This is a genomic window from Methanobrevibacter sp. (assembly GCF_045130115.1).
Taxonomy (GTDB): domain Archaea; phylum Methanobacteriota; class Methanobacteria; order Methanobacteriales; family Methanobacteriaceae; genus Methanocatella.
The window spans coordinates 41,871-54,071 of the sequence record NZ_JBGUPC010000004.1 but is presented as its reverse complement, the minus strand read 5'-3'; the positions used below and the strand labels follow the sequence as shown (position 1 = coordinate 54,071).

General features: G+C 35.3%; 13 protein-coding genes. 4 read left to right on the top strand and 9 right to left on the bottom strand.

Translation table 11 applies throughout. The features are described from left to right. Positions 1 to 4 precede the first annotated feature (4 nt). The 7 genes from ACJMML_RS00635 to ACJMML_RS00605 all read right to left on the bottom strand — a co-directional run bounded on the left by ACJMML_RS00635 (position 5) and on the right by ACJMML_RS00605 (position 5,173). On the bottom strand, positions 5 to 778 hold the full coding sequence (locus ACJMML_RS00635) for a coenzyme F420-0:L-glutamate ligase (protein WP_405305508.1): 774 nt from the start codon (positions 776 to 778) through the stop codon (positions 5 to 7). A 27-nt stretch (positions 779 to 805) separates the two neighbouring features. Further along, on the bottom strand, positions 806 to 1,432 hold the full coding sequence (locus ACJMML_RS00630; protein ID WP_303738473.1) for an IMP cyclohydrolase: 627 nt from the start codon (positions 1,430 to 1,432) through the stop codon (positions 806 to 808). An 11-nt stretch (positions 1,433 to 1,443) separates the two neighbouring features. Next, on the bottom strand, positions 1,444 to 1,857 hold the full coding sequence (locus tag ACJMML_RS00625; RefSeq protein ID WP_405305507.1) for an ExbD/TolR family protein: 414 nt from the start codon (positions 1,855 to 1,857) through the stop codon (positions 1,444 to 1,446). Positions 1,858 to 1,866: 9 nt separating this feature from the next. After that, entirely contained in the window at positions 1,867 to 2,706 is an 840-nt protein-coding gene (locus ACJMML_RS00620) for a MotA/TolQ/ExbB proton channel family protein (protein ID WP_405305506.1), read from the bottom strand. A 91-nt stretch (positions 2,707 to 2,797) separates the two neighbouring features. Further along, on the bottom strand, positions 2,798 to 3,412 hold the full coding sequence (gene rnhB, locus ACJMML_RS00615; RefSeq protein WP_405305505.1) for a ribonuclease HII: 615 nt from the start codon (positions 3,410 to 3,412) through the stop codon (positions 2,798 to 2,800). Positions 3,413 to 3,458: 46 nt separating this feature from the next. Then, positions 3,459 to 4,532 carry a rod shape-determining protein gene (locus ACJMML_RS00610; protein ID WP_405305504.1) on the bottom strand — a complete coding sequence of 358 codons (1,074 nt, stop codon included), beginning with the start codon at positions 4,530 to 4,532 and terminating at the stop codon, positions 3,459 to 3,461. Beyond that, the gene (locus ACJMML_RS00605) at positions 4,529 to 5,173 is read right to left on the bottom strand and encodes a hypothetical protein (RefSeq protein ID WP_405305503.1); all 645 of its coding nucleotides are present in this window, start codon (positions 5,171 to 5,173) and stop codon (positions 4,529 to 4,531) included. The genes ACJMML_RS00610 and ACJMML_RS00605 overlap by 4 nt, the downstream gene beginning before the upstream one ends. A gap of 424 nt (positions 5,174 to 5,597) precedes the next feature. Between ACJMML_RS00605 and ACJMML_RS00600 the strand changes: the two genes are divergently transcribed. The 4 genes from ACJMML_RS00600 (at position 5,598) to ACJMML_RS00585 (ending at position 8,658) form a co-directional block, all read left to right on the top strand. Continuing rightward, on the top strand, positions 5,598 to 6,293 hold the full coding sequence (locus tag ACJMML_RS00600) for an archaetidylserine synthase (RefSeq protein ID WP_405305502.1): 696 nt from the start codon (positions 5,598 to 5,600) through the stop codon (positions 6,291 to 6,293). 62 nt (positions 6,294 to 6,355) lie between these two features. Beyond that, the gene (locus ACJMML_RS00595) at positions 6,356 to 7,525 is read left to right on the top strand and encodes a DUF515 domain-containing protein (RefSeq protein WP_405305501.1); all 1,170 of its coding nucleotides are present in this window, start codon (positions 6,356 to 6,358) and stop codon (positions 7,523 to 7,525) included. Positions 7,526 to 7,561: 36 nt separating this feature from the next. Further along, positions 7,562 to 8,287 carry a sortase gene (locus ACJMML_RS00590; protein WP_405305500.1) on the top strand — a complete coding sequence of 242 codons (726 nt, stop codon included), beginning with the start codon at positions 7,562 to 7,564 and terminating at the stop codon, positions 8,285 to 8,287. Next, a complete protein-coding gene (locus ACJMML_RS00585; protein ID WP_405305499.1) occupies positions 8,287 to 8,658 on the top strand; it encodes a dihydroneopterin aldolase family protein in 372 nt (123 codons plus the stop codon). The genes ACJMML_RS00590 and ACJMML_RS00585 overlap by 1 nt, the downstream gene beginning before the upstream one ends. Here ACJMML_RS00585 and mfnA read toward each other — a convergent pair. Continuing rightward, positions 8,655 to 9,812, bottom strand: coding sequence for a tyrosine decarboxylase MfnA (mfnA, locus tag ACJMML_RS00580; protein ID WP_405305498.1), 1,158 nt, complete (start codon positions 9,810 to 9,812; stop codon positions 8,655 to 8,657). The genes ACJMML_RS00585 and mfnA overlap by 4 nt on opposite strands. Positions 9,813 to 9,869: 57 nt before the next feature. Beyond that, positions 9,870 to 12,146, bottom strand: a complete 2,277-nt coding sequence (gene ppsA, locus ACJMML_RS00575; RefSeq protein ID WP_405305497.1) for a phosphoenolpyruvate synthase — start codon at positions 12,144 to 12,146, stop codon at positions 9,870 to 9,872. Positions 12,147 to 12,201 lie beyond the last annotated feature (55 nt).

The following is a 12,201-nucleotide window of genomic DNA, read 5'->3' as shown; positions in this document are numbered from 1 at the left end:
TCAGCTACTTTCTAAATACATCTGCCTCTTTAGGCATTAAAACAGGTTTAATATTTGAATCAACATTTCTCAATATGTCAAAACTGTCAAAGCCACGAATAATAACAACAGGAAGACCTTCATCGGCCTGCCCCATAATAAGAGATGCGGCTGCAGACAGTTCGTCACAGGTTGCAATCTCAGTTGTTTCCAATTCCCTTCCGTACAAATCCTTTTCACCAACACGTTTCCAAATAGGGGATATGCCTGAACAGCCAATTGCAGTACCTATTGCACCAAATCTGAATGCTCTTCCTTGAGTATCAGTTATAATGACTGCAATTTCTTCTCCAAAGTAATCCTCCAAATCTTCTCGAATTTCACGGGCAGATTTATCCGCATCTTTTGGCATTGGAGTGGCAAGACCATCCCCAACATTGGACTCGTCAATACCTGCATTAGCACAGACAAAACCCTGTTTTGTTTCAGTTATGATAAAATTAGGGCCAATGCGTACAACCTCATTAGATTCATTTAAAATGGCTTCAACTAATCTAGGGTCTTTGCCTGAATCATTTGAAAGTTTGATTGCAAAGTCAGACGGCACCAATTCATCTAATTTGATGAAATTTTCTTCAGCCTTTGAAATTAAAGTCTCTGCGATTAAAACAATATCACCATGATTTAAACCGCAACCCTGCTTTTCAACAGCATCTTTAATAATTTGAGAAATGTCACTATTCCCATCAACAATAGGAATATCCTCTAAACCAAACAATTCAATACTCATAATAATCATCTAAAAATACTTAAAAAAAAAGAAAAATTATGGAACATAGACCGCAGTAGTCCATTTTCCATCAAAAACAGCCGCACTGGATGTGACGGGTTTTTCGTAATTTGCAAAAGTACCTTCATCAAAAATATATTTTGCTGCCTCTTCAGAAGTCTTGGCTTCAAAATCGACTTTGTCAGGCACTTGACTGCCGTATGTTGAAATAAATGCTGCTTCACCATATGGCACCTGTTCAACTAATATCTTGTTGTCATTAACAATTCCAATATAACACTCATATTCATCTTCATTGTCGGTTGCAGTTACGGCAGCAGCAATTCTTGGAGTATTATAATCATCTTTTTCATAATCCATAGTAAGTAATGAATATGCCATTGCATCCCTGATATTCATTCCTACACGAATCTTATCCGCTATAACATCTGTTTGAGAACCATTTGATACAACTGCAACATCATTTGCAAAACAGATGCAATTGTAAGAAATATAAGTGCTCTTATAAATATCTTTTTCAAAACCTTCCTTTGGGACAACAGCCACATGGTCATCAAATTTATAGCAATCCCTATTCGGAAATGACCTGCTTGATACCCTGTAGGCTACAAAAGGTTTACCTTCACTATTCATCCCAGTTGATAAAATTCTACCAGTATACATTTTATATCTCCTTAAAGTTCAGGACGTTGTACGGCCACCTCTGGAGGCACACCTGGAGGAGTCTGTATAACAATTTCACCAGGTTTAATGGTAACTTGTCCTTCATCAATAACATTAGCTTGAACACCCACGGCACTGCCCGCTATCGCATCCGACCGATCCTGACCGTTTACAGTAACCTTATGCAGGTTGGCTACTGGCATAACATAATATTCCTGGTCCCCAGAAACATCAGTTACATTAGGTTTCCCGCCGGTATCCTCAACATCATCCGCAGCATCCGCTTGAACATCAGTAGCTGAAAAATTACTTGTAACAACTAAGAAAATCATTATGGTAAAAAGAATATCAATAAAAGGAACTAAATTGATACTTGGTTGTTGATCTAAAAACTTTTTCTTATGTTTTTTTACATCAATTGCCATTTAATCACCTTATTGTCTTAGTTTACTTTCAGTAATCTCAGCATTAACATTACATTTTTCTAAAATAATATTTGCAATACTCTTATCCAACATACTTGGCTTAAAAGAAACCTTTATGTTAGCATAAGGATCAGAAATCAGTCTAGTATTTACAACCCCATCAGCTTCCTGAAGAGCTTCAAGTGCACATTCCACATTGGAATCTACTCTGATTTTTACAACAGCATATCCCCAATTGGTCATTTTTGTAGCAAGTTCAATCTTATCCATTTCAGATTCGATAAGGCCTTGAATATAAGTATATACAGGCAATAGAACAATAGCCACTAAAAGCCCCATAATTGTGGTTGTCAAGGCAACATAAATACCTTCGGCCATTGCAGCAGAATCCGGATGAACTCCCAATGATTTAAAAGTCATCCAAATACCTATAACAGTACCGATTAAACCTAAAAATGGAGCAAGCTCTATAATGGTTTTAATAGTGCTTAAACCTTTAGTCATTTTAGCAACTTCAACAATGAAAATTTGCTCCATACTCTCTTCAACTTCAGTTTTGTTTTTATAACCAATTTTTAAAGTTTCAGAAATAATTCTAGAAATAGGATTTTTAAATCCGTTTATCTGTTTTAAAGCTTCTACAGCGCCGCCCCTTTCCATTGATGCAGTTACAACACCGAATATTTCGGTTGTATCAACTTTACTAATTCTTCTAAGATATGCAATTTTTCTCAATGCAATAATAAGACCATAAATACCAATAAAAAGAATTATATAAGTAATAATTCCACCTTGAGTAAAAATGTCAACTATTCCATCAATTAACGGCATAACATACTCAATAATCATTTTTATCCCTAAATATTTATATTGAAAAAATTGTTTATAAGAATATTTTATTAATTCCTATACTTAAATATTATTTAAAAAAAGATTGATATTATTTCATTTTAGCAACTGTATTCCAGGACCTTCTAACGAAATCCGGCATTTCATCATAAGTATAATTATTTAAGAATTCTTTAGTTTTTGGGTCAGATGGATACCCTGAACCGATTCCGCCAGATTTGATAAATTCCTTGTTAATTTCAGCAATTTGAGCATCCCTTTCAGCTTTTGCAATAATTGATGCTGCACTTACCTGAATATATTTATCATCAGCCTTGTGTTCAGCAATAACGTCAAAGCCTGTATCGTTTCTAAGGTTTTCTTGAAATCTTTCAGCTTTCACATCAACAGCATCAACAATAGCTTTTTGAGGTTTTAATCTTAAAATCAGTTCTTCCATTGCATTTTTTTCAATCTCATTAAGATTAATTCCATCGGCCCTCATCTCATCAATTTCACGGGCGGTAATTACGATAATGTCATATTCAAACATTTTCTTTAATTTGCGAGACAATATAGTGCGGCGATTTGGAGCTAATCTTTTGGAGTCCTTGACACCCATTCTTCCAAGGACTTTTTCCATCTTTTCGGGAACAATAACCCCTGCAATTACCATCGGACCTAAGACAGACCCTCTTCCAGCTTCATCAATACCTAAAATATCCATAAAAATCAGAAAAAATAATAAAAAAAAGAAATGAAATAAAATAAATTTATTTCATAGCCCTAAGACGGACTTCAGGTTCTAATGCAAGAGGTTCAGCAGCAACAATTGCAGTACCTTTTGCTACAACAGTCATAGGATCTTCAGAAATTTCTATTGGTATTCCAATTTCATCGAAAATTCTGTTTTTAATTCCACGAAGTCTTGAAGTTCCACCAACAGCAACGGCATTATTGTAAACGCCCATCATCAATTCTGGAGATAACCTTTCTAAAATCACATTTAATCCGTCCACGATTTGTTGCATAAATGGTTCTACTGCATCTGCAACGAGCATTGAATCAATTACAACTTTTTTAGGCCTATTAGTTTCAAGAGATTTACCGATTACTTCAACACTTAAGTTTTCAAGTTGTTCGGAACAATGTACCATACCAACTTCAATTTTTGCAGCCTCTGCATCATGAATACCAATTGCTACATCATATTTTTCTGCTACAAGTTCAACTATTTTAGTATCGATATCATCTCCACCACATCTAACGGTTTCAATATCATTGATACCACCAAGGGAAATGATTACAATATCAGTTGAACCAGCACCAATATCAACAACCATTGTGCCGTTTGGTTCTGCAATAGGCAAACCTGCACCAATAGCTGCAGCCAATCCTTCGCTAATCACTAAAATGTTTTGAGCACCAGCTTTTCTTCCTATTTCTTCAGCAGCGTTTTTCTCTACTTCAGAAGCATCACCAGGAATACCAATGACGATTCTACCTACAGTTTCACCTTCATTAATACCGATTTGCATTGCTTTAATAAGTAATGCTTGTGCTTGTACAACGTTTTCTATAACTCCTTTTTTCAAAGGTCTTACTGCAAGAATATCTTCAGGAGTTCTACCGAGCATTTTTTTAGCTTCTTCACCAACAGCCAATACTTCTGCAGGATCATCTTTTTTAACTGCAACAACAGATGGAATTTGGTATAAATCAAATTTATCACCTGAAGGCTTTGCAATTACAGTGTTTAAAGTTCCTAAATCAATTCCTAAACTGTTACTAATAACTTTAGTATTTTCAGTTTGTGGTTCTTCCTCTTCATTTCCAAAAATATTCATGATTTATCCTCCGTTACAACGTCTCTAAAATCGATAACGAAAACCTTATTAGATGTAGCTATACTTTGAACTTTATTTACTGCCTCTTTTTCTTCAACAGAGATTAAAACTGTTGATAAAACAACCTCATTCGCATTATAAAATGGTTTGAGGAGAGATTTAATAAAGTTTGGCAATTTAACTTCGTTACTTATATCAATATCTATGAATCCAGTAGTTTGAGATTCCTGTAAGATTGCACAGGAAATCTTTGATTTTTCAATGGTGGACACAATATTCCTAATTACATCATCAGGAGCAACCAATACCATCAAGTTGGGCTCGTTTGATAGATGATTTTTAGAAACCTTGATATATGCTCCGCCCTCTTTTTGGGTTTCAGCTTTAAATTCATTTAATTTAAGAGCATTACCATGAAGCATGATAAAATCAAATTTCTTATCAATCTTACCGCTAGTCAATATAACATGCTCTCTGAACAGTATTTTAATTTGATGATTAGATGCAATGGCCTTATATGCCATATCATCAACCAAATCCACATTACCTGCAATAATACCCCAAGCCTTTTCAATTTCATAGTTTTCACTTGATGTAGCCATTGCAGCTTGTCTGAGCATGCGTATATTATCTTCTATCATTTAACTACTCGCAATATATTGATATAAATTAGTCGTTTAAACAAACAAGAAATATTATTTAAGAATTCGAAATTTAGGAAAGCAACTTCCAAATTCAATACCTAAATAAAGAAATTTATTGATGTTTATAAAGTCTAACAATTAATATTTATTAAAAACATTATTATATATATTTTATCGTTTATTGGACTTTTTTTAAAAAAAATTGGAAAAAACTTGATTTTAACACGAAGGGGCGAAAACAATAACCTTCAAACAAAATAACTATATAATACAAAGTTAATAATTATAAGTGAAAACAATTTTTCAAACTGGATAAAAATAACATATCTACATTAATAAATGAGGATATAAGTAAAAATTAAGTGAATTAGAAGGTAAGATTAATAAGAAATGAAGTAGAAAGTAATACTGGAGTTAAATTATGAGTAGCATGAACACAGAGATGAAAAGTTTTATAGCAATATCTGACATCATATCCCTATTAAATATGAGTTCAGGATTTTTATCAGTCATCAGTTCGATTAATCATAATTTTGAACTTGCTGCAATCCTTATGATTATTGCAATCATATTTGACTCCTCAGATGGTTGGGTAGCACGCAAAACAAATAGACAGGACGATTTAGGCTTCGGGAAAAATATCGATTCCTTATCTGATATCATTTCATTCGGAGTTGCACCTGCAATATTTATTTACAGTTGCATTAACACCACCCCAGGCATATTTCAAGCAATAGTAATCCTCATTAGCTTATTTATTGTAATTTGTGGAGTTTTAAGATTAACCAGATACAATGTAATTGCAGATAAACTGGATACAAAAGGTTTCATAGGATTTCCAATTCCAGGAATCTCATTTGTAATTGCCACATTTTATCTGAGCGGATTGTTCAACCCATACATTGCATTAATACTGAGTGTCATCATTTCATTACTTATGATAAGCAACATCAAATATCCAAAATTCGACAACATCCCAGTGATTGCAATATCAGCGGTTTTGATATTGATTTTGATTCTTCCAATTAACATCATAATCTTCAATATCAACGTGCCTGCATTAATATTACTATTATTCTGTCTTTACTACCTAATAATTAATTTAATTAAAATGTAAGGAATTATTACTCCTATTTAATTAAGTTAACCATCATATAATTGAATTTAGGAGTATTGAAAATGAATACCAAAAAACCACGTGATCCACTTTATCCGAGAGGTTTTAAAGAAACACAGGAATTGAAAAAGCAAATTTCTAGCGAACTTCAAAAACCCTCAAAAAAAGAAGAAAATGAATTAACACCACTAAAAAAGTTAAATCGAAAAATTGGAATCTATCTCTCTCCAAAATCAATCGATATAACTGATGATGAGAAAAAAAGGAAAATTGGCGTGATTATTACAACACTAGTTCTGCTGACATTAATAATCACTGCATATTATTTCATAATTTATGAGCCTAATCAGGAGGCATTGTCCCTTGCAAAGACAACAAAACTAAACGAACTTCATGACCTATATTCAGGAGCATTGGCAACCTCCCCAAATTCATTATTACTTGAAAACCAAATCAATGATGCAAGAGACGCACATGAAGTCGAATCAATAAACGTTTTAACCCCCGCAACAAAAGACTGGAAGGAACATCATAAAAAATCCATAAATCTCCATCAGGACAAATACAATCGGACAATGGCAGTCTATGAAAACGAAAGCAAAAGCACTATCATTCCAACATATGAAGCTATGGAAATTGTGAATGAAAATGACGCGACAATACTTTCGCAGGTCAAGTTTGAAGAACCGAATACCGTTTCAGTTCCAATTCTCGTTTCACGCCTTCAGGCAGGTGCAGGCCTTGTAAAGGAAGGCAGCGTTGTCGACATATATGCAACTTCAAATTCAACATTTGAGAATACTACAAACTCCACTTCTCCTGAAATCAGAGGATGCACAGTAATATCAATAATGAGATATGAAGAAAATGGAGAAATCGATTCGGAATATTCAAAATCCAAAATGACTGTAAGGGGAAACACGACCAACCCCCACGAAAATACAAAGGCATTCTCATCTGATGTCCTGGAAATGATTAAAGGATCAATCATAAATGGATATGATGAAAAGAAAACTTTCAAAATGCTTGAGGATTATGGGGTGAAGCTATCCAATTACGAGAGGGAAATCAACCTGGGCGATTTAGATGCACAGTATATGCTATTAATTGAAACACCCCAGGACAAGGTTAATTTCATATTGAATAATATGGAAAATATTGTCCTGACAATTCCCACTTCAGAGGCTCCCGATTGGATGGTGAAAGAACTCAGCGAAACATATCAAGATTAATATAATATTAATAGTAGATGCGACAAAGTTGATATTATGAACAAACCTAGCATTTCAACAATAGTTATTATTATCTGCCTATTGATAATTGGATTATATGCAATGGGGGAAGTGAATTACTTTTCAACAAAGGTCGCTGTTGAAAAAAGTGTCAATGTTGATTCTCCCAAAATCATAATCCCCTCAATCGGAGTCAATGAGAGAATAAATATGGAATCATTAGATTATGGGGTTTTAAGTGATCCGGCAGAGAATATTCCGACTGAAAGTTCTGTTGCGTTATATGGGCATAGGACACTTCAGGGGTCACCATTTTTAAGACTGAATGAACTGGGCGCAGGAGATACGTTCATGCTTGAATGGCCGGGAATTGGAGAGCTAAAATATAATGTAGTGAATTCAACAATTGTGCCTGCAACATATGACTTTTATCCTGAAGGAGATAATTCTACTTATCTGATTACCTGCGATCCAATCGGCTCAACTGAAAACAGAATGATTGTTCAGGGAGATTTGGTTAGCCAAGGCCCAGTAAATGTACAAATTCTGGAAGACAACCCACAGGAATCAAATGCATGGATAATTACTGCAATATTTTTAGTAGCGGGAATGATATTCAGTTTCTTTTATCCAAAGGACAACAGGATATACATCTTAGCGACAGTGTTAATCATTTCAGCCGTGCTGTTATATTGCTGCATTAATCCAATACCGTCCGGATGGATATATGACAAGATAATATTTTTAAATGGAGGATTATAATGGATGTTGATAAAGAGTACTTTTCAAATATAACAACACGTGAACGTGCCATATTTGAAGGTGCAATCAGTATGGGAGCATTATTCCACCAGTTTGTAGGAACACCTGTAAATAAGAACACAAAAGGAAGCTTGGAAAAGGCCATGGAAGAATCACTAAGCTTACAGCCTGCAATTGAAAAAGTAGAAGTTGAAATCAGATTTGATAAGCTAGAGGAATCAATGACCGAATTTGACTACACTTCACTTACCGGGGACATGCTTGACGTTAAAATCCATACAAAAGTAGATGATATTGTTGCAATAATCAGAATTGAATTTATTGAAGAGCTGAATTATCCTTTAATGTATGTTGAAAGTATTGAAGATTAATATATATCTTCCAAATCTTTCAATAGCTCTTCCAAATGATTTCTTTTAATATGATTCATTAAGACTACCCTGATTGCAACAGGGCATTTGGCAACAGAGACCTTCCAGCCCAAATCTTCTAATTTTCGGGCCAAAACATGGGCATTCATATCCGGATGGTTAAACGCCACAATGTTTAATTCAGGCTCACAAATAATCTCATAACCTAATTTTTTTAATTTTTCTGCAAAAAATTTAGTATTTTCCATCTGATTTTGAGCAAGTTTGGAATATCCTTCCTTTCCAAAATATTTCATTATTGCATAGGTTGCGGCAGATGAAGCGCCCAATCGAGTTCCAACAATAGTGGATTGTGTTTTAACAGTCAGATATGGTGAATCGACCGCCATCACATCAAGATACTCTTCCCGTCTGAAAATGATTCCGCCAGCAGGGATTGGAGCCAAACCCATCTTGTGAGGATCAACAGTTATGGAGCATACCCCCTCAAGTGAAAAATCAAAAACAGGCAAATCATAACCTGCTTGCCTTAAAAACGGAATTGAAAATCCTCCAAAAGCGGCATCAACATGGAAATAAATATTATTTTCCAAAGCAATATTGGAAATCTCTTCAATTGGGTCAATCAATCCCAATTCAGTAGTTCCTGCAATTGCCACGATTGCCACAGTTTTATCAGAAATCACCTCTTTAACAGATTCGACATCTATCTTGTAATTTTCATCGATTTTTGCTTCGACAATCTTTAAATTTAGCATGTCTGCAGCTTTCTTGAATGAAAAATGAGCAGACTCGGGAATGATTATTTCACCATCAGTTATTCCCTTATATTTTCTTGCATGATTTCTTGCAGCCCTCATTGCCATTAAATTAGCTTCAGTTCCGCCAGTAACAATATTGCCGTAAGCTTCATCAAGAGACAATAATTCCCCAATAGATTTGATGACATTATTTTCAATTTGTTTAGTGCCTCTAAAAAGACCTGGATCTCCCAAATTAGTGTCTAAAAATTTGCAAAATACTTCTTTTGCAAAAGGATGTGCCTCAGTACACATTGACCCCAATATTCTGCCATCAGCATAGTTATGGTCCAATTTGTGAAGTTCATCCAATTCATTCAATATATCCTGCTTATCTATTGGCTTATCGTCCATAAAGTAACCTATCTAAGAATAATTAATAAAAATAAAAATAAAAAAAGAATAAAAAGATTATTCTAGACGTTTACGAGCAGCGTCGAGAATAATTTTTTGTTCAGCACGTGCAACAGTTTTTCTCACATCAGCAATAGCATCGGTATTTGATGATACACTTGTAATTCCATATTCAACAAGTTTTTCAACAATGTGAGGTACACTACCTGCTTGACCACAGATACTGCATGTAACACCTGCTTCAGCACATTTTCTAATTGTTCTTTCAATCAGTTTCATTACTGCAGGGTGTTCTTCAGTGTAGTGTTTTGCTACAAACTCGTTGTTTCTGTCAACAGCGAGAGTGTATTGGGTCAAGTCGTTGGTTCCTAAACTTACAAAGTCTATTCCAACTTTAATGTATTCATCAATCATTATTGCAGCTGCTGGAATTTCCACCATCATACCAAAGTCCACATCTTTGTGAGGTTCAAATCCTACTTCAGAACAAAGTGCCTTAGCTTGTTTAAGTTCTTCTGGACTTTGTGATAATGGAATCATAATACCAATGTTTGTGTATCCTTTTTCGTGCAATTTTTTGATTGCTCTGAATTCACATTTAAGGATTTCAGGTTGATCGAGTTCTCTTCTGATTCCTCTCCAACCAAGCATTGGGTTATGTTCTCTAGGTTCGTTTTCACCACCTTCTAATGTGATGAACTCATCGGTTGGTGCATCCAAAGTTCTGTACCATACTGGTTTTGGATAGAAAGCATCAGCTACAATTTGAACATTGTCCGCAATTGTATCAATCAATTCATCTTCCCTTCCATCAGCAATGAATTTACCAGGGTGAACACCAGAGGTTAACATTAAATGTTCAGTTCTTAAAAGTCCAACACCATCTGCACCGGTTGCCGCTGCTTTTTCAGCTGCTTCAGGCATACTTACATTAGCTTTAACTTCAGTTACAGTTATGATAGGAGCTGCTTCAACGGTTCCTGCAACAACAGTTGCCTCTTCTTTAGTTTCAGAAATTCCATCAAATACTAATCCTTTTTTACCGTCTAAGGTAACGCCGGAATTTTCTTCCAATACGGTTGTAGCATCACCGGTTCCTACAACACAAGGAATTCCAAGTTCTCTTGAGATAATTGAAGCGTGACAGGTTACTCCACCTTCATCAGTTACGATACCGCTTGCTCTTCTCATAGCAGGCACCATATCAGGAGTGGTCATTGTTGTAACCATGATGTCTCCATCTTTGATTTTATCCAATTCATCAATGTCCAAGATGATTTTAACTGTACCGGAAGCCATACCTGGGCTTGCTCCAAGACCTCTTACTAAAACATCACCTAAATCAGAGGAAGCATCTCCTGCAACTTCATCAGCATTGCCTAAGGTAGTGATTGGCCTTGCCTGCAATAAGAATAACATGTCTTTTTCAAATGCCCATTCGGTATCCATTGGTTCGCCATAGTGAGCTTGAACCCTTTTACCCATTTCGGTCAATTCAATGAGTTCCTCATCAGACAATACCCTTTCTTTCCTTTTGTCTTCAGGAACATCGACTTTTACACTGGTACCGGCTTCATCATTGGTGTACATTACCTTTTTGTCACTGATTGTAACATTGATGATTTCGTTGTCCTTTTTGTCAACCTGATAGTTATCAGGGGTTACGTCACCTGATACTACTGATTCTCCAAGTCCCCAGGATCCTTCAATTAATGCAATTTCTTCACCAGTGGATGGATTTACAGTAAACATTACTCCTGCCTTATCAGCATTTGCCATTTTTTGAACAACTACTGCAATGTAAACTTTTGAATGTTCAAAGTCATTTTCTTCTCTGTAAAAGATTGCCCTTGCTTCAAATAGTGATGCCCAACATTTTCTGATGTATTCAATTACTTCATCATCACCGGATACATGCAGGAAAGTGTCTTGTTGGCCCGCAAAAGATGCTTCAGGCAAATCTTCAGCAGTTGCGGATGACCTGATTGCTACATCGGTGTCATCTTCGCCAACCCTTTGACAAAGTTCATTATAATATTCACGAATGAATAAAACTAAATCATCTGGAATAGGGGATTCGATAATGAGCGCTTTGATTTCTTCAGCAGCAGCCTGAAGAGCTTTGGTATCGTTGATGTCGATTGCATCAAGGATTTCCATTACCTGATCGTTAATTCCAGCTTCGTCCATGAAATATTTATAAGCTTGTGCAGTTACTACAAAACCTGGTGGTACTGGAATGCCCGCTTGAGTCAATTCACCCAAATTAGCACCTTTTCCACCTGCAATTCCAATATCGGATTTGCTTAACTCCTCAAATTTTTTTACATACATAAAATATAACCTCTTGGTTTGAAAATATCTTACATTGACTAAGTCAATATTATAT

What these genes read in the sequence shown, in the direction of transcription:
- ACJMML_RS00605 (WP_405305503.1), bottom strand. Translation starts at nt 5,173, where the DNA reads ATGATAGAAGATAATATACGCATGCTCAGACAAGCTGCAATGGCTACA.
- ACJMML_RS00610 (WP_405305504.1), bottom strand. Translation starts at nt 4,532, where the DNA reads ATGAATATTTTTGGAAATGAAGAGGAAGAACCACAAACTGAAAATACT.
- rnhB (WP_405305505.1), bottom strand. Translation starts at nt 3,412, where the DNA reads ATGGATATTTTAGGTATTGATGAAGCTGGAAGAGGGTCTGTCTTAGGT.
- ACJMML_RS00585 (WP_405305499.1), top strand. Translation starts at nt 8,287, where the DNA reads ATGGATGTTGATAAAGAGTACTTTTCAAATATAACAACACGTGAACGT.
- ACJMML_RS00625 (WP_405305507.1), bottom strand. Translation starts at nt 1,857, where the DNA reads ATGGCAATTGATGTAAAAAAACATAAGAAAAAGTTTTTAGATCAACAA.
- ACJMML_RS00635 (WP_405305508.1), bottom strand. Translation starts at nt 778, where the DNA reads ATGATTATTATGAGTATTGAATTGTTTGGTTTAGAGGATATTCCTATT.
- ppsA (WP_405305497.1), bottom strand. Translation starts at nt 12,146, where the DNA reads ATGTATGTAAAAAAATTTGAGGAGTTAAGCAAATCCGATATTGGAATT.
- mfnA (WP_405305498.1), bottom strand. Translation starts at nt 9,812, where the DNA reads ATGGACGATAAGCCAATAGATAAGCAGGATATATTGAATGAATTGGAT.
- ACJMML_RS00620 (WP_405305506.1), bottom strand. Translation starts at nt 2,706, where the DNA reads ATGATTATTGAGTATGTTATGCCGTTAATTGATGGAATAGTTGACATT.
- ACJMML_RS00630 (WP_303738473.1), bottom strand. Translation starts at nt 1,432, where the DNA reads ATGTATACTGGTAGAATTTTATCAACTGGGATGAATAGTGAAGGTAAA.
- ACJMML_RS00600 (WP_405305502.1), top strand. Translation starts at nt 5,598, where the DNA reads ATGAGTAGCATGAACACAGAGATGAAAAGTTTTATAGCAATATCTGAC.
- ACJMML_RS00590 (WP_405305500.1), top strand. Translation starts at nt 7,562, where the DNA reads ATGAACAAACCTAGCATTTCAACAATAGTTATTATTATCTGCCTATTG.
- ACJMML_RS00595 (WP_405305501.1), top strand. Translation starts at nt 6,356, where the DNA reads ATGAATACCAAAAAACCACGTGATCCACTTTATCCGAGAGGTTTTAAA.